At 60.4% G+C, this 26,479-nt stretch carries 24 protein-coding genes; 19 read left to right on the forward strand and 5 right to left on the reverse strand.

Annotated elements, in window-relative coordinates; genetic code table 11:
• Positions 1-9: 9 nt before the first annotated feature.
• From AB4Z52_RS08660 to AB4Z52_RS08670, 3 genes are all read right to left on the reverse strand, one after another.
• Positions 10-1,074, reverse strand: coding sequence for an HlyD family secretion protein (locus AB4Z52_RS08660; RefSeq protein ID WP_442217506.1), 1,065 nt, complete (start codon positions 1,072-1,074; stop codon positions 10-12).
• Positions 1,075-1,091: 17 nt separating this feature from the next.
• Positions 1,092-2,654 (reverse strand): MFS transporter, encoded by a 1,563-nt coding sequence (locus tag AB4Z52_RS08665; protein ID WP_442217589.1) that lies wholly within the window; start codon positions 2,652-2,654, stop codon positions 1,092-1,094.
• Positions 2,655-2,779: 125 nt separating this feature from the next.
• Entirely contained in the window at positions 2,780-3,223 is a 444-nt protein-coding gene (locus AB4Z52_RS08670) for a MarR family winged helix-turn-helix transcriptional regulator (RefSeq protein WP_442217507.1), read from the reverse strand.
• Positions 3,224-3,576: 353 nt separating this feature from the next.
• On the opposite strand from AB4Z52_RS08670, the gene AB4Z52_RS08675 reads away from it, so the two are divergent.
• The 14 genes from AB4Z52_RS08675 (at position 3,577) to rarD (ending at position 18,287) form a co-directional block, all read left to right on the forward strand.
• Positions 3,577-5,073, forward strand: a complete 1,497-nt coding sequence (locus tag AB4Z52_RS08675) for a replicative DNA helicase (RefSeq protein WP_442217508.1) — start codon at positions 3,577-3,579, stop codon at positions 5,071-5,073.
• A 118-nt stretch (positions 5,074-5,191) separates the two neighbouring features.
• Positions 5,192-6,358 (forward strand): alanine racemase, encoded by a 1,167-nt coding sequence (alr, locus tag AB4Z52_RS08680; RefSeq protein WP_442217509.1) that lies wholly within the window; start codon positions 5,192-5,194, stop codon positions 6,356-6,358.
• Between the two features lie 67 nt (positions 6,359-6,425).
• On the forward strand, positions 6,426-6,653 hold the full coding sequence (locus AB4Z52_RS08685) for a type II toxin-antitoxin system ParD family antitoxin (protein WP_442217510.1): 228 nt from the start codon (positions 6,426-6,428) through the stop codon (positions 6,651-6,653).
• 60 nt (positions 6,654-6,713) lie between these two features.
• Positions 6,714-6,959, forward strand: coding sequence for a type II toxin-antitoxin system RelE/ParE family toxin (locus AB4Z52_RS08690; RefSeq protein WP_442217590.1), 246 nt, complete (start codon positions 6,714-6,716; stop codon positions 6,957-6,959).
• Complete coding sequence (gene radA / locus AB4Z52_RS08695; protein ID WP_442217511.1) at positions 6,959-8,362, forward strand: DNA repair protein RadA; 1,404 nt, start codon at positions 6,959-6,961, stop codon at positions 8,360-8,362. Before AB4Z52_RS08690 ends, radA begins: the two co-directional genes overlap by 1 nt.
• Positions 8,363-8,453: 91 nt before the next feature.
• The gene (locus AB4Z52_RS08700) at positions 8,454-9,089 is read left to right on the forward strand and encodes a CvpA family protein (protein WP_442217512.1); all 636 of its coding nucleotides are present in this window, start codon (positions 8,454-8,456) and stop codon (positions 9,087-9,089) included.
• Between the two features lie 164 nt (positions 9,090-9,253).
• Complete coding sequence (purF, locus tag AB4Z52_RS08705) at positions 9,254-10,744, forward strand: amidophosphoribosyltransferase (protein ID WP_442217513.1); 1,491 nt, start codon at positions 9,254-9,256, stop codon at positions 10,742-10,744.
• 108 nt (positions 10,745-10,852) lie between these two features.
• The gene (locus AB4Z52_RS08710) at positions 10,853-11,593 is read left to right on the forward strand and encodes an SDR family NAD(P)-dependent oxidoreductase (RefSeq protein ID WP_442217514.1); all 741 of its coding nucleotides are present in this window, start codon (positions 10,853-10,855) and stop codon (positions 11,591-11,593) included.
• Between the two features lie 428 nt (positions 11,594-12,021).
• Positions 12,022-13,407: a cysteine--tRNA ligase gene (gene cysS / locus AB4Z52_RS08715; protein WP_442217515.1), complete on the forward strand. Its 1,386-nt coding sequence runs from the start codon at positions 12,022-12,024 to the stop codon at positions 13,405-13,407.
• A 197-nt stretch (positions 13,408-13,604) separates the two neighbouring features.
• The gene (locus AB4Z52_RS08720) at positions 13,605-13,973 is read left to right on the forward strand and encodes an endonuclease domain-containing protein (protein ID WP_442217516.1); all 369 of its coding nucleotides are present in this window, start codon (positions 13,605-13,607) and stop codon (positions 13,971-13,973) included.
• Positions 13,970-14,455, forward strand: coding sequence for a GFA family protein (locus AB4Z52_RS08725; protein ID WP_442217517.1), 486 nt, complete (start codon positions 13,970-13,972; stop codon positions 14,453-14,455). Before AB4Z52_RS08720 ends, AB4Z52_RS08725 begins: the two co-directional genes overlap by 4 nt.
• Positions 14,452-15,414, forward strand: a complete 963-nt coding sequence (gene pip / locus AB4Z52_RS08730; RefSeq protein WP_442217518.1) for a prolyl aminopeptidase — start codon at positions 14,452-14,454, stop codon at positions 15,412-15,414. The genes AB4Z52_RS08725 and pip overlap by 4 nt, the downstream gene beginning before the upstream one ends.
• Before the next feature lie 228 nt (positions 15,415-15,642).
• A complete protein-coding gene (cimA, locus tag AB4Z52_RS08735; RefSeq protein WP_442217519.1) occupies positions 15,643-17,259 on the forward strand; it encodes a citramalate synthase in 1,617 nt (538 codons plus the stop codon).
• A 116-nt stretch (positions 17,260-17,375) separates the two neighbouring features.
• Entirely contained in the window at positions 17,376-18,287 is a 912-nt protein-coding gene (gene rarD / locus AB4Z52_RS08740) for an EamA family transporter RarD (RefSeq protein WP_442217520.1), read from the forward strand.
• 29 nt (positions 18,288-18,316) lie between these two features.
• Here rarD and AB4Z52_RS08745 read toward each other — a convergent pair whose 3' ends face one another.
• Positions 18,317-18,940, reverse strand: coding sequence for a TIGR00730 family Rossman fold protein (locus tag AB4Z52_RS08745; RefSeq protein WP_442217521.1), 624 nt, complete (start codon positions 18,938-18,940; stop codon positions 18,317-18,319).
• 154 nt (positions 18,941-19,094) lie between these two features.
• Between AB4Z52_RS08745 and AB4Z52_RS08750 the strand changes: the two genes are divergently transcribed.
• From AB4Z52_RS08750 to AB4Z52_RS08770, 5 genes are all read left to right on the forward strand, one after another.
• Complete coding sequence (locus AB4Z52_RS08750; protein ID WP_442217591.1) at positions 19,095-21,092, forward strand: LysM peptidoglycan-binding domain-containing protein; 1,998 nt, start codon at positions 19,095-19,097, stop codon at positions 21,090-21,092.
• 589 nt (positions 21,093-21,681) lie between these two features.
• Positions 21,682-23,568 (forward strand): ABCB family ABC transporter ATP-binding protein/permease, encoded by a 1,887-nt coding sequence (locus AB4Z52_RS08755; RefSeq protein ID WP_442217522.1) that lies wholly within the window; start codon positions 21,682-21,684, stop codon positions 23,566-23,568.
• A gap of 378 nt (positions 23,569-23,946) precedes the next feature.
• Complete coding sequence (locus tag AB4Z52_RS08760; RefSeq protein WP_442217523.1) at positions 23,947-24,654, forward strand: phosphatidylserine decarboxylase; 708 nt, start codon at positions 23,947-23,949, stop codon at positions 24,652-24,654.
• Positions 24,655-24,673: 19 nt separating this feature from the next.
• Positions 24,674-25,534, forward strand: a complete 861-nt coding sequence (gene pssA / locus AB4Z52_RS08765) for a CDP-diacylglycerol--serine O-phosphatidyltransferase (protein WP_442217524.1) — start codon at positions 24,674-24,676, stop codon at positions 25,532-25,534.
• A gap of 164 nt (positions 25,535-25,698) precedes the next feature.
• The gene (locus tag AB4Z52_RS08770; protein ID WP_442217525.1) at positions 25,699-25,842 is read left to right on the forward strand and encodes a hypothetical protein; all 144 of its coding nucleotides are present in this window, start codon (positions 25,699-25,701) and stop codon (positions 25,840-25,842) included.
• On the opposite strand, the gene AB4Z52_RS08775 is transcribed toward AB4Z52_RS08770, so the two are convergent.
• Entirely contained in the window at positions 25,839-26,462 is a 624-nt protein-coding gene (locus AB4Z52_RS08775; RefSeq protein ID WP_442217526.1) for a LysE/ArgO family amino acid transporter, read from the reverse strand. The genes AB4Z52_RS08770 and AB4Z52_RS08775 overlap by 4 nt on opposite strands.
• Positions 26,463-26,479 lie beyond the last annotated feature (17 nt).

Here is a 26,479-nt window from a genome sequence, read left to right on the forward strand (position 1 = left end):
TGTCGCCTGCTATTTTTGTGCGACCGGCTGCTGCGGCTGGGAATTCTTGTCGACCGAGACCACCACGGAAAGGCCCGGCGTCAGGCTTGCAGCCAGCGGCTGGCCAGCGTCGATTGCGACGCGGACGCCGACGCGCTGGGCGATCTTGGTAAAATTCCCCGTGGCATTGTCAGCTCTGATCACCGCAAATTCCGAGCCGGCGGCCGGAGAGAACCGCTCGATATGGCCGTTCAGCCGCTGGTGCTCGAGGGCATCGACGGAAATCGAGACCGGCTGGCCGATCTTCATGCCGTCGAGCTGCGTCTCTTTGAAATTGGCGATGACCCAGACGTCGCTCGGAACCAGCGACATGAGCTGCGTGCCCGGCGTGACATACTGGCCGACGCGCACGCCGACTTCGCTGACGCGGCCGGCTCGCGCAGCGCTGATCGTCGCATTCTGAAGGTCGATATCGGCGAGCTGGACTGACGCTTCCGCGCCGCTGACGCCAGCCTCGAGCGAAGCGCGGTTGACGATGATCGTCGTCAGGTTCTGCCTTGAGACCTCGAGCGCTGCCTGGGCCTGATTGACGGCGGCCTTTGCCTGCTCGAGTGCTGCCTGCGCCGTCTCGGAATCGCTTGCGGTCGATACGCCCTTGTGAACCAGGGTGTCGATGCGATCCCAGGCGAGCTGCGCTCGCTTCAGGCCGGCATTGGCACTGTCGATCTGAGCCTGGCTGGAGGCTATGCCGGCACGGGAGGCGAGCTCCTGCTGGCGCGAGTTGTTAAGCGCCGCCTTTTGTCCGTCTAGCGCAGCATGGGCCTGCGCAAGTTTCTGCGAATAGATGCGGTCGTCGATCCTCGCCAGCACCTGGCCCTGGCTGATGGTCTCGTAGTCCTTGACCGGCACTTCGGTGATGTAGCCATTTACCTGTGGGCTGATGATGGTGACGTAGCCTTTGACGTAGGCGTTGTCGGTAGTCTCCACCGAGGTCTCGAACGGCGGTAGGTGCCAGGCATAAAGCATCAGCATGACGCCGCCGACGCCGGCAAGGGCGGCAACGACCTCAATGGGGGAACGGACAAGCTTCGACATCGAGCGACTTAACTCCCTTATGGATTGGATGCAACGGCTGCCGCCTGCCCTGCGCTGCGAGCCTGGAAAGCCTCAATGAGAAGGTGCACGATCAAGACGGCAAGCGCCATCAGGGCGATCGCTCCGGCTGTAAAAAATGCGTCTGCATAGGCAAGCGTATTGGCCTCGCGGGTGACCTGCAAACCCATCAGCGCCAGCCCCTCGCCGTTCAGAAGCGCGCTGTCACCGATGACCTTGCCGTAACCCGCGGCCAGCTGGGCGGCGCGCTGGGCGACCACCGGGTCCGTCAGGAGCACATGCTCCACGAGGACGTTTGAATGGAATTTTTCCCGGATGATCACAAAGGTGCCGTAGAACGCGGTGCCGATCAGCCCGCCGATGCTCTGCGTAAACAGGAAGATCACGAAGAAGGTGGAGAGATAGGGCGGCCCCTTGGCGAAAGCTGCCCGAAAGCCCACGGACATCGACGGCGGCAGGAAGAGTGCTATGCCGGCGGAAAGAAGCGCCTGGCTCAGATACATCTGGTCAGGCCGCGTCAGGCTCGTCAGCTGGCTGTCCATGAAGGCTCCGATCGCCATCATGATTAGCGCCACGAACTGGATCTGCCAACCGTATCCGCGGTTCATCAGGGCGGCGCAAACGAGCCCGCCGATGATGGTGAAGCTGAGGATAATCCAATAAAGCAGCTGCAATTGATCATAGAGCAGGCCGACGTTCTGGTAGAACGTCGTGATGATCGCGGTTTGCTCCCCGGCGATGAGGCGAAAGACCAGCAGTATCCCGGTCAGCAGCAGGTTTTCACGCCTCAAGAGCCAACGCACGTCGATCAGAGGCGTCGGTCGATTGAGATCCACCATAATCGCAGCGACCAGCGTGGTGATGCAAACAACCATCAGAACCCCGAGCCAGGGCACGTCGAACCACCAGTAGGCCTTGCCAACAGACAGGACAACGGCGAGACAGCCGAAGCCAACGGCGATCAGCAGGTAGTTGCCGATATCGCCGAAATTGATCACCTTGACACGCGGCGGCGCCGTCAAAGGCAGGAGATAGATGATCGGCATCACCAGCAAGGCAAGCGCCATCTCAAGGGTATAGAGCCCGCGCCATTCTCCGAAATCCAGCAGTGCCGGCGACACCAGGCGCGTGATCGGAGCGGCCAGCGCCGTGTTCATCATCGCAAGGCTGACACCAACGGTCAGTTTCTTCGCCGGCTGAAAGGCCTCGAGCATATAGAGAAACCCAAGCGTCGACAGGGGTGCTGCCGCAATGCCGCTGAGGAAACGGACGACGATTGCCGACTGCAGATCGGAGACGAACAGATTGAGCAGAGAGGCCACGACGAGCGCAATGATGCTGATTTCGGCAAAATTTCGCACGCCATACTGCATCCGGATTTTCACGAGCCCGATTGCAAGACTGACATTGGGCGCCATGTAGGCCGCTGACAGCCAGGCGGATTCGGTTGTCGTCGCCGCGATGGAGCCCTGGATCTGGGTGAGATTGGCAAGGGCGAGGTTCAAACCCAGGCCCTGGGTTAGAAAGAACATCACCGAGGCAAAGAAATAACACAGCGCCATCCACCACGGGATCGGCGGGGAAACCGGGGCGGCCGGCGCTGCAACCGGCTCCTCAGACAGAGGTTCTCTGGGCTCGCCCGTTGTACCTCCACCGATCCGAGCCTGCCCTGCGCTCATCCTCAACCTCAGCCCTTGACCACCTGCTGCAGATTGGCAGCCATCGCGCGGATGACCTTCAGCGTCACGGCGGCATCCTCGTCGGATATTCCTTCCATTATCTCCGCCCGGACGCGCGTAGCAAGAGCGTCTATTTCCGCAGCGATGACCTTGCCCGCTTCCGTCGTGTGGATCTGCTTGGCGCGACGGTCCGTCTGCGTGCTGCGACGCTCGATAAATTTCTGCGCTTCCATGGCGTCGAGAATGCGAACGAGCGTCGGTGTCTCGAGCTCAAGTTCGTCGGCAAGTTCGCGCTGATTGATGCCATCCCTTTTCGACAGCGCGAAAAAGACCCTCGCTCTTGCCAGCGTCATGCCGCGTTCTCTGACCAGCGCATCGAAGCCCGCCCTAAGCTTTCTGTTGAAAGCGGAAAACTCGTCGAACAACTCGCGATTTGTCGGTGTCTTGGACATCAGGGTCGCTTCATATGATTAGCATGCTAATTTATTCCAGAMGATGTAACCCGGTTTGACGCGCTTTTCAACGTGAGACCTGCCGGATGGACGGCGTATGGCATGGAAGCGAACGCTAGGCTACCATCTATCAGATTCCAAGAGTGAGTCGCGTCCGGTGATTCGTTGCAGCACGGCCACATCGGCTTTTTTTCACAAAATGCCGATGCCCCTGTGGATGAGTGGAACAACGTGTATAGCTCGGAGGAAGTAGCCTTCTACACTGAAGTCTGTACCCGGCGCCATTGACCGGAAAGCGAGATCGCTTCACACCTCGCAGCAGCTAAAAACAATAAGATAAGAAACGGAAGACGATGAACGAAGCAGCGCGAAAAATCGCCGCCATTGCTCCAACCGAACAGCATTACCGCGAAGCTCCGAACAATATCGAAGCGGAACAGGCCTTGCTCGGTGCGATCCTCGTCAACAACGACGCTTATTATAGGGTTTCCGATTTCCTCAAGCCCGTTCATCTCTACGAGCCGCTGCACCGGAAGATCTTCGAGGTTGCCGGCGACATTATCCGCATGGGCAAGATCGCCAATCCGGTGACGATCAAGACCTTCCTTCCAGCCGACGAGAAGGTCGGCGACATGACTGTGGCGCAATATCTCGCCAGGCTTGCGGCCGAAGCGGTCTCGATCATCAATGCCGAGGACTATGGCCGGGCCATTTACGATCTGGCCCTTCGCCGGGCGCTGATCACCATCGGCGAGGACGTCGTCAACATCGCCTACGACGCACCGCTGGACATGCCACCGCAGGCGCAGATCGAGGACACGGAACGACGCCTGTTCGAGCTTGCGGAAAATGGGCGCTACGATGGCGGTTTCCAATCGTTCAACGACGCTGTCGCCATGGCGATCGACATGGCAGCCGTCGCCAAGGAGCGCGACGGCGGCCTTTCCGGCATTTCAACCGGCATCCACTCGCTCGACAGCAAGATGGGCGGCTTGCAACGCTCCGACTTGATCATCCTTGCCGGCCGTCCCGGCATGGGAAAGACCTCGCTTGCCACCAATATCGCCTATAACATCGCTGCTTCCTATGAACCCGATGTACAGGCCGACGGTTCGACGAAGGCGAAGAACGGCGGTATCGTCGGCTTCTACTCGCTCGAAATGTCGTCCGAACAGCTGGCAACCCGCATCATCTCCGAACAGACCGAGGTCTCCTCCTCGAAAATCCGTCGCGGCGACATCAACGACGCGGATTTCGAAAAGCTGGTCGCCTGCTCGATGATGATGCAGAAGGTGCCTCTCTATATCGACCAGACCGGCGGCATCTCGATCGCCCAGCTTGCCGCACGGGCTCGCCGCCTCAAGCGGCAGCGCGGCCTGGACGTCCTGATCATCGACTATATTCAGCTGATGACCGGCTCCAAGAAGGCCGGCGAGAACCGTGTCCAGGAAGTGACCGAGATCACCACCGGCCTGAAGGCGCTGGGCAAGGAGCTGAACGTTCCGATCATTGCGCTGTCACAGCTGTCGCGCCAGGTGGAAAATCGCGACGACAAGCGCCCGCAGCTTTCAGACCTTCGCGAATCGGGCTCGATCGAGCAGGACGCCGACGTCGTGCTCTTCGTGTTCCGCGAGGAGTATTACGTCAAGAATTCCGAGCCGCGCGACCCTGCCGATCCGAAATATGCGGAATGGGAAGCGCTGTTTGAAAAGGTCAAGGGCACCGCCGACGTCATCATCTCGAAACAACGCCATGGACCGACCGGTACCGTCCGGATGGGCTTCCAGGCGGAGTTCACGCGCTTTGCCGATCTCGCCGATTCCTCCTTCATCCAATATGAGGAACATTGATTATTAGCGTCCGCGCAGGGCTGACATGCGGGCGCGGCCTTTCTCTTGACGTCTATCACCTTTACTCTGGCCGGAGATGCATCCCCTCTCCGGCCACTTTTTTATTCACGGCGGTTCCATGACTGACATTCCCGACGAGTTCGACGACACCTGTGACGCCTTCGAAACCGCCGGGTTGCGGCTGACCGTCGATCTCGGCGCACTGGTCGAAAACTGGCGCGACATGGCCCGCCGCTCCGGCAGCGCCCGCACAGCAGCTGTCGTCAAGGCGGATGCCTATGGCATCGGCATCGAGGACGCGGGAGAGGCGCTCTATCTTGCCGGCGCGCGCGACTTCTTTGTCGCCACTGCGGAGGAAGGCGTGACGCTTCGGCTTTATGCGCCCGATGCACGCATCTTCGTTCTTGCCGGTATCTGGCCCGGAATGCAGCGGCTGTTTTTCGAGAACGATCTGGTTCCGGTGATCTCGTCTGATGAGCAACTGGCGTTCTGGATGGCGGTTCTCTCCGACTACGGCGACTATCCCTGCGCCCTGCAGGTCGATACGGGCTTCAATCGGCTTGGGCTGGCGGTGGACGATGCGATTGCGCTTGCCGACGATGTCTCGCGGCCTGCGAGCTTTTCGCCGGTTCTGGTCATGAGCCATCTTGCCTGCGGCGACGAACCCTCATCGACGATGAACCGGCAACAGCTTGAATCTTTCCGGCGTGTTAGCGCGGCTTTCGAAGGCATCGATTCAAGTCTTGCCGCATCGGCCGGCATCTTTCTCGGATCGGATTATCATTTCGACCTAACCCGGCCCGGCATCGCGCTTTATGGCGGCGAGGCCGTTAACGGCATGGCCAACCCGATGCGTCCCGTCGTCACCGCCGAAGCGCGCATCATCCAGGTCCGTGACGTGAAGGCCGGTGAAGGGGTAAGCTATGGCCGCGCCATGCAGCTGACCCGCGACAGCCGGCTGGCAGTGGTGTCAGCCGGTTATGCGGACGGATACATGCGCAGCCAGTCGAGCGGCGGCGTGCCTTTGCGGCAGACGGGATTGCCCGGCGGACAGGGCTTCATCGCCGGACATCGCGTGCCTGTGGCCGGCCGCATCACCATGGACATGACGATCTTCGACATCACCGATGTTCCCGGCGGCCTCGTTCGTGCCGGCGACTATGTCGAGCTCTTCGGCAGCAACATCCTTGTGGACGACGCTGCCCGCGCCGCCGGCACGATAGGCTACGAAATGCTTGCCGGCATGGGGCTGCGCCATCAACGGCGCTACATCGCCGAAGAGTAAGAATATTCTCCCTCCAATGTTATGTAGCGGAGGCCATTGGAGATCATCATGGCGATCATTTATCTGGATGAGCCGGAGAGGGCCCTCAAAGCAGGTGCAATCCGGCTCTTACAGGGATGCCGACGAGGTGGTTCGCGCGGGGCTGAGGCTTCTTCGCAAGCGCGAGGCAAAGGTCGCGGAACTGCGGGAGCTGATCAAGGAAGGCGAAGACGACTTCGAAGCCGCACTTTACCACACCTACGATAGCGCCGAAGAAATGCTCCAGGATATTTCCAGACTGGAGTTTGGCCATTAGATCGCGAAAAGTCTCCTGGTCTACATCCGCGAGAGCGGACCTTCGGGCATTTACCGGCAAATCGGCAAGGACAATCCCGGCGCTGCAAACACATTCATTTTGGAGCTTCATGCGAAAGCTCATTCCTGTGCCCAACTGGGCCTGACCGGTATCGGTGGCGATGCCCTCGGCTTGGACACAAGGGCATTTACTTATCGCGACCAATGCTTCTATTTCCGGGTAACACAGGAAGCTCTACTGATTCTCCGCGTCGTTCATGGGCGGCAGGACATCGCGCCTGAAGACTTCACCGAAAGCAGCATTTAATGGCCAAGGCCAGAACACAGTTCATCTGTCAGAATTGCGGCACCATCCATAATCGCTGGGCGGGAAAGTGCGAATCCTGCGGCGCGTGGAATACGATCGTCGAGGAGGATCCGATGGGGGGGATCGGCTCGGGTCCCGGCAGGGTTCCGAAGAAGGGCCGGCCTGTGGCACTGACGCCTCTTTCTGGGGAGATCGAGGAAGCCCCGCGCATCGAGACCGGTATTTCGGAACTGGATCGCGCCACCGGCGGCGGCTTCGTGCGCGGCTCCGCCGTGCTTGTGGGCGGCGATCCGGGGATTGGCAAGTCGACCTTGCTGATGCAGGCCGCGGCAGCGCTTTCGAGGCGCGGGCATAAGATCGTCTATGTCTCCGGCGAAGAAGCGGTGGCGCAGGTCAGACTTCGTGCGCAGCGGCTCAATGCCGCCGATACCGACGTGATGCTGGCTGCCGAGACCAATGTCGAGGATATCCTTGCAACGCTTGCCGAGGGCAAGCGGCCGGATCTGGTGATTATCGATTCCATCCAGACGCTGTGGAGCGAGCTTGCCGAATCCGCACCGGGAACGGTGACGCAGGTGAGGACTGGCGTGCAGGCGATGATCCGCTTTGCCAAGCAGACGGGTGCTGCCATGGTGCTCGTCGGACATGTCACCAAGGACGGGCAGATCGCCGGCCCCCGCGTCGTCGAGCACATGGTCGATGCCGTGCTCTATTTCGAGGGCGATCGCGGTCATCACTACCGCATCCTGCGAACCGTCAAGAATCGCTTCGGCCCGACGGACGAGATCGGCGTGTTCGAAATGTCTGACATCGGACTGCGCGAGGTCGCTAATCCATCCGAGCTTTTTCTTGGGGAGCGTAACGCCAAATCACCAGGTGCCGCCGTCTTTGCCGGGATGGAAGGCACAAGGCCGATCCTGGTCGAGGTTCAGGCGCTCGTGGCCCCGACGTCGCTCGGCACCCCGCGCCGTGCCGTCGTCGGCTGGGACTCGGCGCGGCTGTCGATGATCCTTGCGGTGCTCGAGGCCCATTGCGGCGTGAGGCTCGGTGGCCACGACGTTTACCTCAATATCGCTGGCGGCTATCGCATTTCGGAACCGGCAGCCGACCTTGCCGTTGCATCTGCACTGGTTTCGTCCCTTGCCGGTCTTGCCCTTCCGGTCGATTGCGTCTATTTCGGCGAAGTCAGTCTGTCAGGCGCGGTTCGGCCGGTCGGGCATACCGCCCAGCGTCTCAAGGAAGCCGAGAAGCTGGGATTTTCCGCAGCGCTTCTGCCATCCGGTTCCGCCGAGTTGCCAAAAGGCAATGGCGGGCGCTGGAGCGAAATCGGCAGCTTGCCCGACATGGTGGCGCGTGTTGCGGGATCGAAAGGCGCCTTGCGCCAGGCTGAGGATGAAGACTGATTTGCAACTCGCCGGATTGGCGATGATGCGGGACAGGCATGAAGGCAGACGGTAGCCATCCTGTGATGGCAGGTCTTGGAGTGGATTTTATATGCCCATTACGATTTTCGACGGTATTGTCATCGGCGTCGTGCTGTTTTCCGCGGTGCTGGCAATGGTTCGGGGCTTTTCCCGCGAAGTTCTTTCGATCGTGAGCTGGGGCGGCTCCGCTGCCGCAGCCTATTACCTCTACCCGATGCTCGTTCCCTATGCCAAGCGCTACACCGACGATGAGCGCATCGCGATCGTCGGTTCGGCGGCCGTGGTTTTCTTGGTCGCGCTGATCATCATCTCTTTCATCACCATGAAGATCGCCGATTTCATCATCGACAGCCGCATCGGTGCGCTGGACCGCACACTCGGCTTCCTTTTCGGCGCGGCCCGCGGCGTGCTGTTGCTGGTCGTCGCTGTTGCCTTCTGGAATTGGCTGGTCGATACCGCGCACCGGCCTGACTGGGTCAACAATGCCAAGTCGAAGCCATTCCTCGATTCGATGGTGGTGAAGCTCGAGGGGATGCTGCCGGAGCAGTTCGCCCAGATGATCCGCACCAACGTTATCGACAAGATTCAGTCGCCGCAGAAGAAACAGCCGGCCGACGAGAGCGGAACGACGAATGATGCAGCGCCTTCCGACGATGCACCGGCGACGCCTGCTCCGGCACCGGCCGCGCCGAAGACGAACAATTGACGCTGTGTTTACATGCTTGACCCGCGGAGACGGAATAGCCATCTGAGCGGGACCAGACACAATAATCCGGCCAGGCATTTTGCCCGGCCGGATTATCGGCTATTTTGATATCCAGCCGCGACGCTGCCCGAACCGAACCCCAGTGAGAGCAAAGGCCTGCCGCCATGAACCAGTCCCAGTCTTTTTCCACCGAGGATGATATTGACGGCGATACGCTGCACGAAGAGTGCGGCGTGTTCGGCATCTTGGGCCATTCGGATGCGGCGACGCTCACCGCGCTCGGGTTGCATGCCCTGCAGCACCGTGGACAGGAGGCGGCGGGCATCGTCTCCTTCGATGGCCAGCGCTTCCACTCGGAACGGCGCATGGGCCTCGTCGGCGACCATTACACTGACCCCGCCACTCTTGCCCGGCTTCCCGGCGACCGCTCCATCGGCCATGTCCGTTATTCGACGACCGGTGAGACCATCCTTCGCAACGTGCAGCCTCTGTTTGCCGAACTCGAAGTCGGCGGCATCGCAATCGCCCATAACGGCAATTTCACCAACGGCCTGACGATGCGCCGCATGCTGATCGCCGATGGCGCCATCTGTCAGTCGACTTCGGATACGGAAGTCGTCCTTCATCTCATCGCGCGCTCCAAGCATCCCTCCTCCTCCGACCGCTTCATCGACGCGATCCGCCAGATGGAAGGCGGATACTCGATGCTGGCTATGACCCGCACCAAGCTGATTGCCGCGCGCGACCCGATCGGTATCCGGCCGCTGGTAATGGGCGAGCTCGACGGCAAGCCGATCTTCTGCTCGGAAACCTGCGCGCTTGACATCATCGGCGCGAAATTCGTGCGCGACGTGGAAAACGGCGAAGTCATCATCTGCGAAATCCAGCAGGATGGGTCGATCACCATCGACAGTCGCAAGGCGGATATGCCAAAGCCCGAGCGGCTCTGCCTTTTCGAATATGTCTATTTCGCGCGCCCGGATTCGGTCGTCGGCGGCCGCAACGTCTATGTCGCCCGCCGCAACATGGGCATTAACCTCGCCAAGGAAGCGCCAGTCGAGGCCGACCTCGTTGTGCCGGTTCCGGACGGCGGCACGCCGGCGGCGATCGGCTATGCCCAGGCAAGCGGAATCCCGTTCGAACTCGGCATCATACGCAACCATTACGTCGGCCGCACATTCATCGAGCCGACGCAGTCGATCCGCGCCTTCGGCGTCAAGCTGAAGCACTCGGCCAACCGCGCCATTCTCGAAGGCAAGCGCGTCGTGCTCGTCGACGATTCGATCGTGCGCGGCACGACCTCGGTCAAGATCGTGCAGATGATCCGCGAGGCGGGCGCCAGCGAAGTTCACATCCGCGTCGCCAGCCCGATGATCTACCATCCGGATTTCTACGGCATCGATACGCCTGATGCCGACAAGCTGCTTGCCAACCAGTATGAGAGCCTTCAAGCGATGTGCGACTTCATCGGGGCCGATTCGCTCGAATTCCTGTCGATCAACGGGCTTTATCGCGCCGTTGGCGGCGGCCCTCGCGATGATGCCAATCCGCAATTTACAGATCACTATTTCACCGGCGATTACCCGACACGGCTGCTCGACCGCGAAAGCACCAACAACGTCCGCAAGCTGTCGATGCTTGCCAGCAATGGCTGACCTTCGCCAGTTGATGCCGTTACCACTTCGCTGATATGAGGGCGTCTCTTCGCCCCCATTTTTCTTCAAGACACCCCACTTTTCTTCAAGACCACGGAATACCGCATCATGAGCGTCAACTTGAAAGACAGGATCGCGCTGGTTACCGGCGCATCGCGCGGGATCGGCTATTTCACTGCGTTGGAGCTTGCCAAGGCCGGCGCCCATGTCATTGCCTGCGCCCGGACGGTCGGCGGGCTCGAGGATCTCGACGACGCTATCAAGGCGGTCGGCGGCACTGCGACGCTCGTGCCCTTCGATCTTTCAGACATGGACGCGATCGATCGGCTTGGCGGCTCGATTTTCGAGCGCTGGGGCAAGCTCGACATCCTCGTCGCCAATGCCGGCGTGCTCGGCACCATCTCGCCGATTGGGCATGTCGAGGCCAAGGTGTTCGAAAAGGTGATGACCATCAACGTCACCGCCACCTGGCGACTGATCCGCTCGGTCGAACCGCTGCTGATGCGCTCCGACGCTGGCCGGGCGGTCATCCTATCGTCCGCTGCCGCTCACAAATGTCGGCCCTTCTGGGGCCCCTATTCCGCCTCGAAGGCCGCTGTGGAAGCGCTTGTCCGCACCTGGGCCGGCGAGACGCAACGCACGGCGCTGCGCGTCACCAGCGTCGATCCGGGTGCCACGCGTACCGCCATGCGGGCGCTTGCCATGCCGGGCGAGGACCCCGAAACGCTGCCACACCCGCGCGAGGTAGCCGAGGCGATCATGCCGCTAATGGGGCCGGAGTGGACGGAGACGGGGAAGTTGTTTGTCGTTCGCGAGAATGCGTTGAAGGATTATCGGTTGCCGGAATGAGGTTCTGGGGCTGATCATCGGCGGTGCCCGAGACGCCGCCTCTGTCGGCCGGGCCGACATCTCCCCCACAGTTGGGCAGAATAATATGCCGCGACCACCCGCATGCCCTCAAGATGGTGAGGTTTTCTTACTGGCAACGCCGGCGTGGCATCCTCTTAAATCTCTACACCCGTGGAGGCGATATCAGCGAAGCTGACAGAGGGGGCGGCTCAGCGAGAACCTCATTTGTCTGACCCATCCCCTACTTGACCAACCCCGACAACCGCGTCATAAAACGCGCCATGAAAACGGTTACCTGCATTATCTGCCGGAAGATTATTCGCTAGCGCTGCGCTGGCTTGGCCGTTTTCGTCTCCTTGAAAGAACCTAGAGCAGACAAACGTCCGGGCAGCCGGTGTCGTCATTTATGGGTTTTTGGGAGACTGGGAATGGGCACGACGCTCAAGCTATACAATACGCTGACGCGCGAGAAGAGCGAGTTCAAGCCGATCGATGCGAACAATGTTCGCATGTATGTCTGCGGCCCGACCGTCTACGACTTCGCCCATATCGGCAATGCCAGACCAGTCATCGTCTTCGACGTGCTCTTTCGGCTGCTGCGCCATGTCTATGGTGAGGCGCATGTCACCTATGTGCGCAATATCACCGACGTCGACGACAAGATCAACGCGCGGGCGCTGCGCGACTTTCCCGGCCTGGCGCTGAACGAAGCGATCCGGGCCGTCACCGAGAAGACCGAGAAACAATTCATTGCCGACGCGAAGGCGCTCGGTTGCCTGGAACCAAGCGAACAGCCGCGCGCGACGGACAATATTGCTGAGATGATCGAGATCATCGAGAGGCTGATCGCCAAGGGGCACGCCTATGTGGCCAGCGGCGAAGTGCTATTTGACACCAAATCCATGGCCGATTACGGGCAGCTGTCGAAGCGCAACCTCGATGAGCAGCAAGCCGGCGCCCGCGTCGCTGTCGACGCCCACAAGAAAAGCCCCAGCGATTTCGTCCTGTGGAAGCTCTCCGACGAGAACGAGCCCGGCTGGGAAAGCCCCTGGGGCCGCGGCCGTCCGGGCTGGCACATCGAATGCTCGGCTATGAGCCGGCGCTACCTTGGCGATGTCTTCGATATTCACGGCGGCGGGCTGGACCTCATCTTCCCGCACCACGAAAACGAGATTGCCCAATCGCGCTGCGCCCACGGCACCGACGTCATGGCCAATCTCTGGATGCACAACGGCTTCCTGCAGGTCGAAGGCCGCAAGATGTCGAAATCCGAAGGCAACTTCGTCACCATCGACGAGTTGCTGAACACGGAAAAATTCGGCGGCCGGACTTGGCCGGGCGAAGTGTTGCGGCTTGCGATGCTGATGACGCACTATCGCGAACCGATCGATTTCTCGATAAAGCGGCTGGAAGAGGCTGAGCGGCTGCTTGCAAAGTGGCCGGCGGCCGAGGCGGGCAAGGCTGCGGTCGACGAGGCGGTACTGGCAGCACTTGCCGACGACCTCAACACCGTCGGCGCAGTGCAGGCCGTACATGCGCTGGCGCAAGCTGCAAATGCGGATGCTTCCCTCCTGCCCCGCTTTGCAGCCAGCGCCGCACTTCTCGGCGTACTGCCGAAAAAGGCCGAAGTGGATGACGCTGTCGTGTTGGCAGTCGATGCGCTGGTGGCAATGCGGCTTGAAATGTTGAAGGCGAGGAACTTTGCCGAGGCGGATAAGATCAGGGATGATTTGTCGGCCAAGGGCGTGCAGTTGAAGGACGGGAAGGATGCGGTGACGGGGGAAAGGCTGACGACTTGGGAGGTTCGGCGATGAGTTGGGATACCCCCCTATGTCACTTCGTGACATCTCCCCCCTTGGGGGGGAGATCGGGGACCCGTGGCGATTGCAGTCGCAAAACCATGCATCGCGCTCGCCTCAACACTAGATTTTGTAGGATTGAACAGGCGAGCCGCATCCTCCAATCTCACCCCTTGGGGGAGAGATATCACCAAGTGACAGAGGGGGGTGACGTGCCGCATACTCCAATGTCGCCAAGAAATCGAGCCAATCCCCGCGGCATGCGAAGCACCCTGACGGATGCAGAACTGAAGCTCTGGAATGAATTGCGGTCGCACCGGTTGATGGGGCTTGGCTTTAGACGACAGATGCCAATTGCCGGCTACATCGTCGATTTTGCGTGCCCAACCCACCGGTTAATTGTTGAAGTCGACGGATCGCAGCACGGCAACGACCACCGTCTTGACTACGACAGGGCTCGCACGAACCGACTCGAGCAGGACGGGTGGATCGCGCTGCGCTTCTGGAACGATGACGTCCTAAGCGATATCGTCGCCGTCTGCGATCACATTCTCAGATTGATTGGAAAGAGCCACCCATGACCCTCTCCACCCACACCGGTGGCTGTCAATGTGGTGCGATCCGCTTTCGCGCCATTGGCGAACTAAAGGATGCCTCGATCTGTCACTGTCGCATGTGCCAGAAGGCGTTCGGGGCCTATTATGCGCCGCTGGTCTCCGTCCGTGACGCAGAATTCGAGTGGACGCGGGGCAGGCTGAAAAAGTTTCGGTCCTCGAATTTCGTCGAGCGTGGGTTTTGCGGCGATTGCGGTACGCCGCTGACGTTCGAGGCGCCCGATGGACTGGCGATTGCGGCTGGCGCTTTCGACGATCCTTCGCTGCTGCCTCCGATCGTCCAGTTCGGCACCGAGGCGAAGATCGGCTTTGTCGACACGCTGCACACGCTGCCCGGCGAGCGCACCGAAGACGATGTCGAAAACGCCCCCTATCTGCTGGAGATAGTCTCCTACCAGCATCCAGACCACGATACCGAGACTTGGCCACCAAAGGACCTATCGCAATGACCGAGGTTTTTCGCACACTTTATCCCGAAATCGAGCCCTATGCGTCAGGCCACCTCGACGTCGGCGACGGCCATACGATCTATTGGGAACGGGTCGGCACGCCTGGTGGCAAGCCCGCGGTCTTTCTGCATGGCGGACCCGGTGGCACCATTTCGCCAAACCATCGCCGGCTGTTTGATCCGGCACTCTACGACGTCATGCTGTTCGACCAGCGCGGTTGCGGCAAGTCGACGCCGAATGCGGAACTCGGAGCCAACACCACCTGGCATCTGGTCGCCGATATCGAAAGGCTGCGCGAGATGGCCGGAGCCAAGACCTGGCTGGTATTTGGCGGCTCCTGGGGCTCGACGTTGGCGCTTGCCTATTCGGAAAAGCACCCCGAGCGGGTCTCCGCGCTTATCGTGCGCGGCATCTACACGCTGACCAAAGCCGAGCTCGACTGGTACTATCAGTTCGGCGTCTCGGAAATGTTCCCGGACAAATGGGAGCGCTTCATCGCGCCGATCCCGACCGAAGAGCGCCACGAGATGATGCTTGCCTATAACAGGCGGCTGACGCACGAGGACAAGCCTATCCGCCTTGCCGCAGCCAAGGCGTGGTCGACATGGGAAGGCCAGACGATCACCCTGTTGCCGGAACCCTCCACCAGCGACCATTTCGAGGAAGACGAGTTTGCGCACGCATTTGCGCGGATCGAGAACCACTTCTTTGTCAATGCCGGCTGGCTGGAGGAAGGCCAGTTGATCAGGGATGCCTTCAAGCTCAAGGACATTCCCGGCGTCATCGTCCAGGGGCGTTACGACATGCCCTGCCCTGCCAAATATGCCTGGGCGCTGCACAAGGCCTGGCCGAAGGCGGACTTTCATCTCATCGAAGGCGCTGGCCATGCCTATTCGGAGCCCGGCATTCTCGATCAGTTGATCAGGGCGACGGACAGGTTTGCCGGGAAGACGGCTTAAGGACGAAAGCAGCAATGCCTTTGGCGCTCCCCCCTCTTTCACTGCGTGACATCTCCCCCACAAGGGGGGAGATGTTTCTTTCCCCTTGATGGCTTTCGCCAATTCGGGGCCAGTTTCGACGCCAGAGGGAAACGTCCTCCCAATCTCCCCCCATATAGGGGAGATGTCGACAAGGTCGACAAAGGGGGCGCGGCGCGGCATAGACGATATCACCGAACGGAATACACAATGACACGCGAAAAGATCTACCTCTTCGACACGACATTGCGCGACGGGCAGCAGACGCCCGGGATCGATTTTTCCGTCGAGGACAAAATTGCGATTGCGGCGATGCTGGATGAATTCGGCCTTGACTATGTGGAGGGCGGATATCCCGGCGCCAATCCCACCGATACGGCCTTTTTCAGCGAGAAGCGGACGCAGTCGTCAGTCTTCGTCGCCTTTGGCATGACCAAGCGGGCCGGCGTTTCGGCTTCAAACGATCCGGGGTTGGCAACGCTGCTGCAGGCCAAAAGCGACGCCATCTGTTTCGTGGCGAAAAGCTGGGATTACCATGTTCGCGTAGCACTCGGCTGTTCGAACGAGGAAAACCTCGAATGCATTGCCGAAAGCGTCAAGGCGGCGGTTGCCGCCGGTAAGGAAGCGCTGGTCGATTGCGAGCATTTCTTCGACGGCTACAAGGCAAACCCCGCCTATGCCATCGCCTGCGCCAAGACTGCCTATGAGGCTGGTGCGCGCTGGGTTGTGCTCTGCGATACCAATGGCGGCACGCAGCCGCCGGAGATCCGCGCCATCGTCGAAGCGGTGATTGCCGACGGCGTTCCCGGCACGGCTCTCGGTATCCATGCCCATAACGACACCGGGCAGGCCGTGGCGAACTCGCTGGCAGCGGTCGAGGCCGGCGTGCGGCAAATCCAGGGCACGCTCAACGGCATCGGCGAGCGTTGCGGCAATGCCAACCTGGTGACCCTCATCCCCACGCTTGCATTGAAGAACGCCTATAACGTCCGCTTCGAAACGGCGATCGATGCCGAGCGGCTGGAAGGGCTGACCGGGCTTTCGCATGCGTTCGACGAATTGTTGAACCGCTCGCCGGACCAGCAGGCGCCTTACGTCGGCGCCTCCGCCTTCGCAACCAAGGCCGGCATCCACGCATCGGCGCTGCTGAAGGACCCGCGAACCTATGAACATGTGCCGCCGGAAACGGTCGGTAATTTTCGCAAGGTGATGGTGTCCGACCAGGGCGGAAAGGCAAACTTTATCAACGTATTGAAGCGGCGCGGCATTGAGGTCGCCAAGGACGATCCGAAGCTCGACATGCTGATCTCGATCGTCAAGGAGCGCGAGGCGTCCGGCTATGCCTATGAGGGTGCGGATGCCAGCTTCGAGCTTCTCGCCCGCCGAACACTCGGCACCATCCCCGAATTTTTTTCCATCGACGGCTTCCGAGTCATGGTCGAGCGGCGGTTCGATTCGCACGGACGGGTGAAGATCGTATCGGAGGCGGTGGTGAAAATGATCATCGACGGCCACACGGTCATGTCGGTGGCGGAAGGCGACGGTCCGGTCAACGCGCTCGATCTGGCGCTGCGCAAGGACTTCGGCAAATACCAGGAAGAAATCGCCGATCTCGTACTAGCGGACTTCAAGGTGCGTATCCTCAATGGTGGAACGGAAGCGATCACGCGCGTGCTGGTCGAATCAAACGACAGCCACGGCGTGCGCTGGTGGACCGTCGGCGTCTCGGAAAACATTATCGATGCCTCCTTCCAGGCATTGATGGATTCGATCGTCTACAAGCTGATGAAGAACAGGCAGATGGCCGGCAAGATCGCGGCGGAGTAAGACCTGGTGCCGTTTGCGTTCAAGAAAACGAATTGAGCCTTCAAGGAAATGAATTGGCCCATCAGAATTCTATAATGTAAGCCCGTCGCAACAAATAAAATGACGGGACCTAGAACATGGCGGTCGACGCCTCCGCAACCGGCACTGTAAACAAGGATGGCGCACGTGGTTTTGTCTTCGCCCTGACGGCCTACCTGATGTGGGGGATACTGCCGTTCTACATGAAGGCGCTTGGACACATCCCGTCGATGGAGGTGATCGCCCATCGTATCATCTGGTCGGTTCCCGTCGCCGGCGTCGTCCTGTTGCTGCTTGGCCGCATGGGAGATGTGAAGGCGGCGCTCAAGGCGCCCAGGATCGTCGCCATGGCCTGCGTCACGGCAACGCTGGTCACCATCAACTGGGGCACCTATGTCTGGGCGATCGGCAACGGGCATTCGCTGGATGCAGCGCTCGGCTATTTCATCAATCCGCTTTTCAGCATCGCGCTCGGCTCGCTGCTCCTGAAGGAAAAGCTGATGCCTGTGCAGGTCGTGGCCATCGCGCTTGCCGCGATCGCCGTCGCAGTTCTTGCCTTCGATGCCGGTGGCCTGCCCTGGGTGGCGATTGCGCTGACCGTGTCCTGGGGCTTCTACGGTTTTCTGCGCAAGACGCTGCCGGTCGGGGCCAACCAAGGGTTCTTTGTCGAGGTGTTGCTGCTTTGCCTGCCCGCATTGCTCTATATCGTCTATCTCGAGACGGCTGGCCAAGGCCATCTCTACCGCAGCGGCCTCTATGATACGACGCTGTTGATCGGTTGCGGATTGGTGACAGCACTGCCGCTGATGATCTTTGCAAACGGCGTCAAGCTGCTCAGTCTCTCCACCATCGGCATTATGCAATATATCGTGCCGACGATGATCTTCATCATCGCGGTCTTCGTTTTCAAGGAACCTCTGGGAATGGCGCGAATGATCGCCTTCCCGCTGATCTGGGCGGGCCTCGTTCTTTACAGCTGGTCACTGTTGCGGCAGGCACGAGCCCGGTAGGCCTCGCAGGCAGGGTTAACAAAACCTTGTCAGAGCTTGGCGATGACCGCGTCTTCGCCGGCGCGGCTTCCTCGGATTTGCGCGGCCTCCCTCACGATCGCAGGGATAATATCGACTACCCTGTCGATGACCTGCGGTTGGACGCGGTGTGCGGTATGAACGAAACCCTCTGCCGTCATATGGCGGATCAGCTGCATCATCGGGTCCCAGAATCCGTTGATATTGGCAAAGATCATCGGTTTTTCGTGCTGCCCGAGCTGCGCCCAGGTCATAATCTCGACGATCTCCTCAAGCGTGCCGATACCGCCCGGCAACGCCACGAATGCGTCCGCGCGCTCATACATCATATGTTTGCGCGTGTGCATGTCAGGGGTTATGATCAACTCGTCCAATTGTGCGAGTGAATGACGGGTAGCCTCCATGTCGACCAGGAACTCCGGGATGATGCCGGTGACCTGACCGCCATTCGAAAGGACGCCGCTCGCCACAGCGCCCATGATGCCCTTGGTGCCGCCGCCGTAGACCAGCCGCAAGCCACTATCGGCGATTGCCTTGCCGAGCTCACGGCCTGCAGCAATGTAGGATGGGTCGCGTCCCGGGCGAGAGCCGCAATAAACACAGATGGATCGAATTGGCACAGAATCGTCAGTCATAAATGCAAACAACTATGCTGCAGATGCTCCGTCAAGAATTTTAAAGGAAAAATTGTGCTCGAGCAGGGGGAAATAGCTGAGGATGCTTGTAAAAGCAGCGGAAATCGTTAGCAATTTCAAGAGCAGCGACGACTACGCCGCCTGGAGACGAATGATGATGAAAAACCGCGCCGGCTTGCTGGCACTGTTGGTGCTTGTAGCTGCGACCCTGCTGATGGTGTTCTTTGTACTGCCGCGCATCGGCAATGACAAAAAGCCGATCGGCGACGCCATCAATCAAGCCAGCTCCGCGGTCAAAAACACCATTGCCGATGGCACCCAGAAAGTCCCTGACGTCACGCCGAAGACCGGAGAGGCCACGCAAAACAGTGCGTCAGCCAACACCGAAACGGCACGCAAGCTCGGCGGCCTGACAAGCACCGCCACGGCAACGCTCACTCAACTTAAGGCGCTCTTTGTCGAAGGCAAGGGCCCGACCGCCGATGTTTTCAGCGCGGCCAAGACAAAAGCGGTCGCAGCACTCCAGGCCGTCGTCGATTTCGCCATGCCGCAAGGCGCCGATCCTGCGACCACCGCCATGGTCGATACGGCGCATGACGGCGCCGGCAAGGCACTGACCATCATCCAGACGCTGCCGGAAAACATTGCCGACGCTACCGCAGCAATCGAGAAGGCCCAGGCCGCCCTGATGGGGCAACCCGGTGCTACAACCCCGACCGGCCCCGTGACGCCGGCCTTCGACGTCCTGCGCGTCGAGCCCGACGGCTCGACCGTCATTGCCGGTTCGGCGCAGCCGGGCGCAAAGCTCGAGATCATGGATGGCGACAAGGTCGTGACGACGACCGAGGTTGGCCCCAGCGGCGATTTTGCCGCCGTGCTCGACAATCCGCTGCCACCCGGCGATCACGAACTGGTCCTGAAGGCGACCGGCAAGGACGGTAAGTCGGTGGTGTCGGATGAAGTGGCGACAGTTTCCGTTCCTAAGGACGACTCGACGCAGCTTCTTGCCATGGTCTCCAAGCCCGGCAAGGCAAGCCGCATCATCACCGCGCCGACCGCAAAGCAGCCACGCGTGGCATCGGCAACCGGTGAGACCACCGCGCCTTCACCCAATGATGCCGCCGGTACGAGGACCGCAATGGCCACTTCGGCGACAAATCCGGCAACGGCTCCTGTGGCTTCGAGCGAAGAACATGCCGACATCGTGGTCAATGCCGTCGAAATCGAGAATGACCGCATCTTCGTGGCTGGTACGACGCGGCCAAGAGCCAAGGTTCGCGGCTATGCCGACGACCAGCTGATCGGCGAGATCGCCGCCGGGGCAGACGGGCATTTCGTCATCGAGGGAACGGTGCCCTTGTCGGTCGGGGACCACAAGATCCGCGTCGACGTGCTCGATGGATCCGGCAAGGCGATCATGCGGACTGCCGTCAACTTCAACCGCCCGGCCGGCAACCAGGTGACGGTGGCAGCGGCGCCGGCACCTGCGGCGGCGACAGGCGCGGCGGCGGTGATGGTGCCGCTCGACGAAGGTCAGCTCGGCAAGCTTCGCGACGACACGGCCAAGGCATTCACGCTGTTGAAGAGCCTCTTTGCCGGCGGCAAAATGCCAGGGGACGAGCAGCTCGCCGCTGCCCGCTCGGGCACGGAAATCGCGCTGAAGTCGCTCTCCGAATTCCGGCCGGCGATCGATGCCAGCGCAACCTTGAAACAGTCGGCTACCTCAGCATCGACCAGTGCTGCCAAGGCCCTTGTCTTCATTCAAGCGCTGCCGAAGGATGCGAAATCGGTCGCAGCCGCCATCGACCGCATCGAGCTGATGATCGCATCGATCATCAGGCCGGTCGCCAATGTGCCGGTCCAGGCCTCAGCGGATGCAGCATCGAGCGGTGGCGAGCCCAAGACCTTCCAGCAGGCGCCGCTTGCGGCCAATTCGAATGCGGTCATCATCCGTCATGGCGACACGCTTTGGCAGATCTCCCGCCGCACCTATGGCCTCGGCGTTCGCTACACGACGATCTATCTCGCCAATGAAGACAAGATCAACAATCCCGACCACATCCTGCCGGGCCAGGTTTTCGGCCTACCCAAGGATGCAGCACCGAACGCCGAGGAGCTGCACCGCAAACGCCCCTGGCAGCACACGCAGTAGGGCGATCGGGGTCGTCATCAATGTAACCTGGCTGTGCAGACGCGATCTCACTTTACCTCCCCCTCAAGGGGGTGCAGCGCAGCTGCGGGTGGGGGTGACTTTTGGATGTCACAAGAGATCACCCCACCCCGGCACTGCGTGCCGACCCTCCCAATCAACGGAGGGTGTCGGCATATGAAGAGCGACTGGAACAGGGGCTGAGATGTTGAGCCCTTTTCCTGAGGTGAAATTCGAAGAATTGCCTCAAAGGACGAGGGCGCTTGCGCCGATCTGTTTGGCCTTGCGCAGGCAGGCGGCCTCGGGACCACCCCTGGTAGTTCGAGACGGCCCGTTGGGTCTCCTTACCATGAGGGCTGGGGCATGCATCCGTCAATCAGTCTCCCACATGCAATTGCCTGCCTAGATGGGGAGAGTGTTCGATGCCACGCCGGTAGCCATCCCAACTATCTTCTTTGATCATTAAACTTTTCCCGACGCATGAAAATGGTATATGCGTGCCGACGTCGTCGTGCCGCCATCGGGCCCATTCGGGTCGCCGGACCGGCATTCAGCCGACCCCGCCATTTCAGATTTTCTGCTGGAGAAGAGCATGGCAGACCGCAAGAAGACCATATCGGCGGATTCCAGCAATCCGATGCAGACGATCATCAACCTCTGGCCCTATATGTGGCCCGCCGGTCGTTTCGATCTGAAAATGCGGGTGGTCTGGGCCTCGGTCTATCTGCTGATCTCAAAATTCGTCCTGCTTCTGGTTCCCTACTTCTTCAAGTGGTCCATCGACGCGCTGAACGGCAAGATGGACATGGCGGGCATCCTGCCGACATTCATGCTCGGGGCGATCGCGCTCGTCATTGCCACCAATGTCACGCGCCTCATCCAGCTCGGCTTCAACCAGCTCCGCGATGCGCTGTTTGCAAGCGTCGGACAGTATGCCGTGCGCCAGCTTGCCTTTCGCACCTTCGTGCATATGCATCAGCTGTCGCTGCGCTTTCACCTTGAGCGCAAGACCGGCGGCCTGTCGCGCATCATCGAGCGCGGCACCAAGGGCATCGAGACGATCGTTCGCTTTACCATCCTCAACACCATCCCGACCTTCGTCGAATTCCTGCTGACGGCGCTGATCTTCTGGCGCGGCTACGGCCTTTCCTATCTGGCGATTACCGCAGTCACGGTCTGGCTCTACATCTGGTTCACCGTCAGGGCGAGCGACTGGCGCATCTCGATCCGCCGGTCGATGAACGAGAGCGACACCGATGCCAATACCAAGGCAATCGACTCACTTCTGAATTTCGAGACGGTCAAGTATTTCGGCAACGAGGAAATGGAGGCCAAGCGCTTTGATAGCTCGATGGCGCGCTACGAGAAGGCCGCAACCGATGTCTGGACATCGCTTGGCTGGCTCAACTTCGGCCAGGGCGTCATCTTCGGTCTCGGAACCACCGTCATGCTGGTGTTTTCGGCCTATGCCGTGCTTGCGGGCAAGCAGACGGTCGGCGATTTCGTCTTCATCAATTCGATGCTGCTGCAACTTTCGGTGCCGCTCAATTTCATCGGGTTCGTCTATCGCGAAATCCGCCAGGGCCTGACCGACATCGAGGAGATGTTCGGGCTTCTGGAAGTAGAGCCCGAGGTGACCGATGCACCGGATGCACAGCCGCTGACGGTTCGCCAGGGCGCAATTTCCTTCAAGGACGTCCATTTCGCCTACGATCCAGCGCGGCCGATCCTGAAAGGCATTTCCTTTGAGGTGCCCGCCGGCAAGACGGTCGCCGTCGTAGGTCCGTCCGGCGCCGGCAAATCGACGCTGTCCCGCCTGCTCTATCGCTTCTACGACGTCCAGGACGGCGCCATCACCATCGACGGCCAGGATGTGCGATCGGTGACACAGAAGAGCCTGCGATCAGCAATCGGGATGGTGCCGCAGGACACCGTGCTCTTCAACGACACGATTGCCTACAACATTCGCTATGGCAGGCCGGACGCAAACGACGCGGCCGTCATGGCTGCTGCCGAGATCGCGCAGATCGGGCATTTCATCGACATGCTGCCCGAAGGTTTCGACACCAAGGTCGGAGAGCGTGGACTAAAACTTTCCGGCGGCGAGAAGCAGCGCGTCGCAATCGCCCGCACCGTCCTGAAGGCGCCTCCCGTGCTCATCCTCGACGAGGCGACTTCGGCGCTCGACACCACGACGGAGCGCGACATCCAGACAGCCCTCGACATCGTCTCGAAGAACCGCACAACGCTGGTCATCGCCCATCGGCTGTCGACTGTCATCGGCGCCGACGAGATCATTGTCTTGAAGAGCGGTGAGATCGCCGAGCGCGGCACCCATGCAGCGCTTCTTGAACGCAACGGCCTCTACGCATCGATGTGGAACCGCCAGCGCGAAGCAACGCAGGCGGAGGAGCATTTAAAGCAGGTTCGCGAGAGCGACGACCTGGGTGTTGTCACGCGTCTTGCGCCTGCCAGCTGACGCCGGGTGTCCCCTGATTTGCCAGGCAGTCGCACGTGGGAGGCGGGTTAGGCGGATGCACTGTCCATCCCTCATGGTGGGGAGGCCCGCAGGGCCGCCTCGAAGCACGAGGGATGGCCGCGAGGCCGATGTCTGCGCAAACCGCCGACATCGGCGCTAGCGCCCTCGTCCTTCGAGGCAATTTTTCGAATTGCACCTCAGGATGAGGGTTCAACGTCTCAGCCCCGTTTCCAGTCGCACCCATGTTCTATTGCCCTCGCTGATATCCAGGCCATCGAGCTTCCGTAATACTCCCGGTACTCTGCGGGCTGAGGCGGTCTCGGCATTGCTCCCGACGGGATTTGCCTGTAGTCAGCGTGGACGGCCAATAATGCGAGTATGCCATCCATGAGCTTGTTCAACACCATCCGCAACACGATCGTACCGGTGCACAAGGAGGGTTATCTCTTCGTCGCCGCATTCTTCGTCGCGTCGCTGGTGCTGGGATGGATATTCAAGCCGTTGTTCTGGATCGGCCTGATCCTGACGCTGTGGTGCGCCTATTTTTTCCGCGATCCGGAACGAATGACGCCGCAGGACGACGATCTGGTGATATCCCCAGCAGACGGCAAGGTATCGAGCGTTCAGATGGTGACGCCACCGGTTGAGCTCAACCTCGGCTTCGAGCCGATGCTGCGCATCTCGATCTTCATGAATGTCTTCAACTGCCACGTGAACCGTTCGCCGATGCGCGGCCGCATCACCGATATCGCCTATCGCAAGGGCAATTTCCTCAATGCCGAACTGGATAAAGCCAGCGAGGAGAACGAGCGCAACGGCCTGGTGGTCGACACGGTGCACGGCCAGATCGGCGTCGTGCAGATCGCCGGCTTCGTTGCCCGCCGCATCCTGTGCTTCGTGCAGCCGAACGAGCCTATCGAGGCAGGCGAACGCATCGGTCTCATTCGTTTCGGCTCGCGGCTGGACGTTTTCCTTCCCGCCGGCGCCGAGCCGCGGGTGACGCTTGGTCAGACAGCGGTTGCCGGTGAAACCGTCATTGCGGAATTCGGCTCCCGCAAAGGACCGACGACAAGCCGGCGCGGTTGACCAGAGCCTGGAGCGCGAGATGAAGACGCCTTTTCCCCCTTTCGAGCCCAACGGTCCGAACGACGAGGCGCGCGGCCCTCGCCTCCGTGAAATTCCGCTTCGGCTGATGGTGCCGAACCTCATCACGGTCCTTGCCATCTGCGCGGGCCTGACGGGCGTCCGGCTGGCATTCGAAGGCCGCTACGAGCTGGCCGTCGCGATGGTGTTGCTGGCTGCCTTTCTCGACGGGGTCGACGGCCGCGTAGCGCGGTTGATGAAGGCGACCTCCAAATTCGGCGCGCAGATGGATTCGCTTGCCGATATCGTTAATTTCGGCGTTGCCCCTGCCCTCGTCATCTATGTCTTCCTGCTCGATCAGGCGCGCTCGCTCGGATGGATCGCCGCGTTGATCTATACGATCGCCGCGGGACTTCGGCTTGCCCGCTTTAATGTGATGGCGGAGCGGGAGAACAAGGCTTCCTGGCAGTCCGAATATTTCGTCGGCGTGCCTGCACCCGCCGGCGCAATGCTGGTGTTGCTGCCGGTCTATATCGGCTTTCTCGGCGTCACTCCGGGACCGGCCTTTGCCTATTGGAGCTCAGGCTACACTGTCCTCATTGGCTTCCTTCTCGTCAGCCGCCTGCCGGTCTGGTCGGGCAAGACCGAGGGCAGCCGCATACGTCGCGACCTCGTGCTTCCCATCATGCTTGGCATCGTCGTCTATGTGGCGCTGCTAATGAGTTATACTTGGCAGGTCATGGTGGTGACGGTTGCAGCCTACCTGCTTTCGCTGCCACTTGGAGCCCGTTCCTGGCAACGGAAATACGGCACTTACACAATCAACGGGCCGGCCGACCCCGATGTCGATGACGCCAATGACGATATTGGCCGGCATATTTAAGAAAAAATAAATATATATATTAGATATCTCTTGATGACCGGCTTGACACCAGCCTCGCGAAATATGCTGGACGTTTACAAAAGCTGATTGGAAAGCGCCTTGGATTTGTCGTGATTTGCAACAAAAAAGCGAATCATAACAACGCACCCGGGAAGGAGAACACAATGACTTCAAACAAGGACAACACGGAGCAGCCGGCGCCGAAGACGGACCTCGCAGCGCTCTATCGCCCCCTCGGCCTCAAGGCCGTCACCGCCGCCTACCTCATGCTGAAAAGCAAGCCGCCGCTTACCAAGAAGATCGCCTAAAGGCCGCTCGTGAACCGGGCGAGCAGGCTGAGTGCCAGCAGGCTCATGACAATCCCGATAATGACATCCAGCACCCGCCACGCCGCGGGTCTGGCGAATACAGGCTGAAGCAGCCGCGCGCCGTATCCAAGCCCGAAAAACCATATGAATGACGCGAGCCCTGCCCCTGCTGCGTAGGCTAACCGCGCCGTCCCCTGATAGGCCGCCGACAGACTGCCGAGCAGCACGACCGTATCCAGATAGACATGTGGATTGAGAAAGGTGAAGGCAAGGCAGGTTGCCACCGCCGCCTTCAAGCTCACGCCGTTCTCGGTATCGGCCTTCAAGGCATGCGGCTGCATCGCACGGCGGAACGCCAGGAACGCGTAACTTCCGAGGAACGCCACTCCGCCGAGGGTTACCACCGTAATCAGCCTCGGCGATTGCGAGACGATCGTGCCGAGCCCGGCGACGCCCGCCGCGATCAGCACGGCATCCGACAGCGCGCAAATCAGGCACAGGATGAAGACATGGGATCGCAGCAGCCCTTGTCGCAGGATGAAAGCATTCTGCGCACCGATGGCGATGATCAGAGAGGCGCCGAGAAGGAAGCCGGAAACGGCGGCAGAGAAAAATGACATGGGAAATCCGAAAACTG

The organism is Rhizobium sp. 2YAF20 (assembly GCF_052114685.1).
Taxonomy (GTDB): Bacteria; Pseudomonadota; Alphaproteobacteria; order Rhizobiales; family Rhizobiaceae; genus Rhizobium.

What these genes read in the sequence shown, in the direction of transcription:
- AB4Z52_RS08755 (WP_442217522.1), top strand. Translation starts at nt 21,682, where the DNA reads ATGGCAGACCGCAAGAAGACCATATCGGCGGATTCCAGCAATCCGATG.
- AB4Z52_RS08770 (WP_442217525.1), top strand. Translation starts at nt 25,699, where the DNA reads ATGACTTCAAACAAGGACAACACGGAGCAGCCGGCGCCGAAGACGGAC.
- AB4Z52_RS08660 (WP_442217506.1), bottom strand. Translation starts at nt 1,074, where the DNA reads ATGTCGAAGCTTGTCCGTTCCCCCATTGAGGTCGTTGCCGCCCTTGCC.
- rarD (WP_442217520.1), top strand. Translation starts at nt 17,376, where the DNA reads ATGGCGGTCGACGCCTCCGCAACCGGCACTGTAAACAAGGATGGCGCA.
- pip (WP_442217518.1), top strand. Translation starts at nt 14,452, where the DNA reads ATGACCGAGGTTTTTCGCACACTTTATCCCGAAATCGAGCCCTATGCG.
- purF (WP_442217513.1), top strand. Translation starts at nt 9,254, where the DNA reads ATGAACCAGTCCCAGTCTTTTTCCACCGAGGATGATATTGACGGCGAT.
- radA (WP_442217511.1), top strand. Translation starts at nt 6,959, where the DNA reads ATGGCCAAGGCCAGAACACAGTTCATCTGTCAGAATTGCGGCACCATC.
- AB4Z52_RS08710 (WP_442217514.1), top strand. Translation starts at nt 10,853, where the DNA reads ATGAGCGTCAACTTGAAAGACAGGATCGCGCTGGTTACCGGCGCATCG.
- AB4Z52_RS08685 (WP_442217510.1), top strand. Translation starts at nt 6,426, where the DNA reads ATGAGCCGGAGAGGGCCCTCAAAGCAGGTGCAATCCGGCTCTTACAGG.
- AB4Z52_RS08725 (WP_442217517.1), top strand. Translation starts at nt 13,970, where the DNA reads ATGACCCTCTCCACCCACACCGGTGGCTGTCAATGTGGTGCGATCCGC.
- alr (WP_442217509.1), top strand. Translation starts at nt 5,192, where the DNA reads ATGACTGACATTCCCGACGAGTTCGACGACACCTGTGACGCCTTCGAA.
- AB4Z52_RS08700 (WP_442217512.1), top strand. Translation starts at nt 8,454, where the DNA reads ATGCCCATTACGATTTTCGACGGTATTGTCATCGGCGTCGTGCTGTTT.
- AB4Z52_RS08775 (WP_442217526.1), bottom strand. Translation starts at nt 26,462, where the DNA reads ATGTCATTTTTCTCTGCCGCCGTTTCCGGCTTCCTTCTCGGCGCCTCT.
- AB4Z52_RS08750 (WP_442217591.1), top strand. Translation starts at nt 19,095, where the DNA reads ATGATGAAAAACCGCGCCGGCTTGCTGGCACTGTTGGTGCTTGTAGCT.
- AB4Z52_RS08670 (WP_442217507.1), bottom strand. Translation starts at nt 3,223, where the DNA reads ATGTCCAAGACACCGACAAATCGCGAGTTGTTCGACGAGTTTTCCGCT.
- AB4Z52_RS08675 (WP_442217508.1), top strand. Translation starts at nt 3,577, where the DNA reads ATGAACGAAGCAGCGCGAAAAATCGCCGCCATTGCTCCAACCGAACAG.
- AB4Z52_RS08745 (WP_442217521.1), bottom strand. Translation starts at nt 18,940, where the DNA reads ATGACTGACGATTCTGTGCCAATTCGATCCATCTGTGTTTATTGCGGC.
- AB4Z52_RS08665 (WP_442217589.1), bottom strand. Translation starts at nt 2,654, where the DNA reads ATGGCGCTGTGTTATTTCTTTGCCTCGGTGATGTTCTTTCTAACCCAG.
- AB4Z52_RS08760 (WP_442217523.1), top strand. Translation starts at nt 23,947, where the DNA reads ATGCCATCCATGAGCTTGTTCAACACCATCCGCAACACGATCGTACCG.
- pssA (WP_442217524.1), top strand. Translation starts at nt 24,674, where the DNA reads ATGAAGACGCCTTTTCCCCCTTTCGAGCCCAACGGTCCGAACGACGAG.
- cimA (WP_442217519.1), top strand. Translation starts at nt 15,643, where the DNA reads ATGACACGCGAAAAGATCTACCTCTTCGACACGACATTGCGCGACGGG.
- cysS (WP_442217515.1), top strand. Translation starts at nt 12,022, where the DNA reads ATGGGCACGACGCTCAAGCTATACAATACGCTGACGCGCGAGAAGAGC.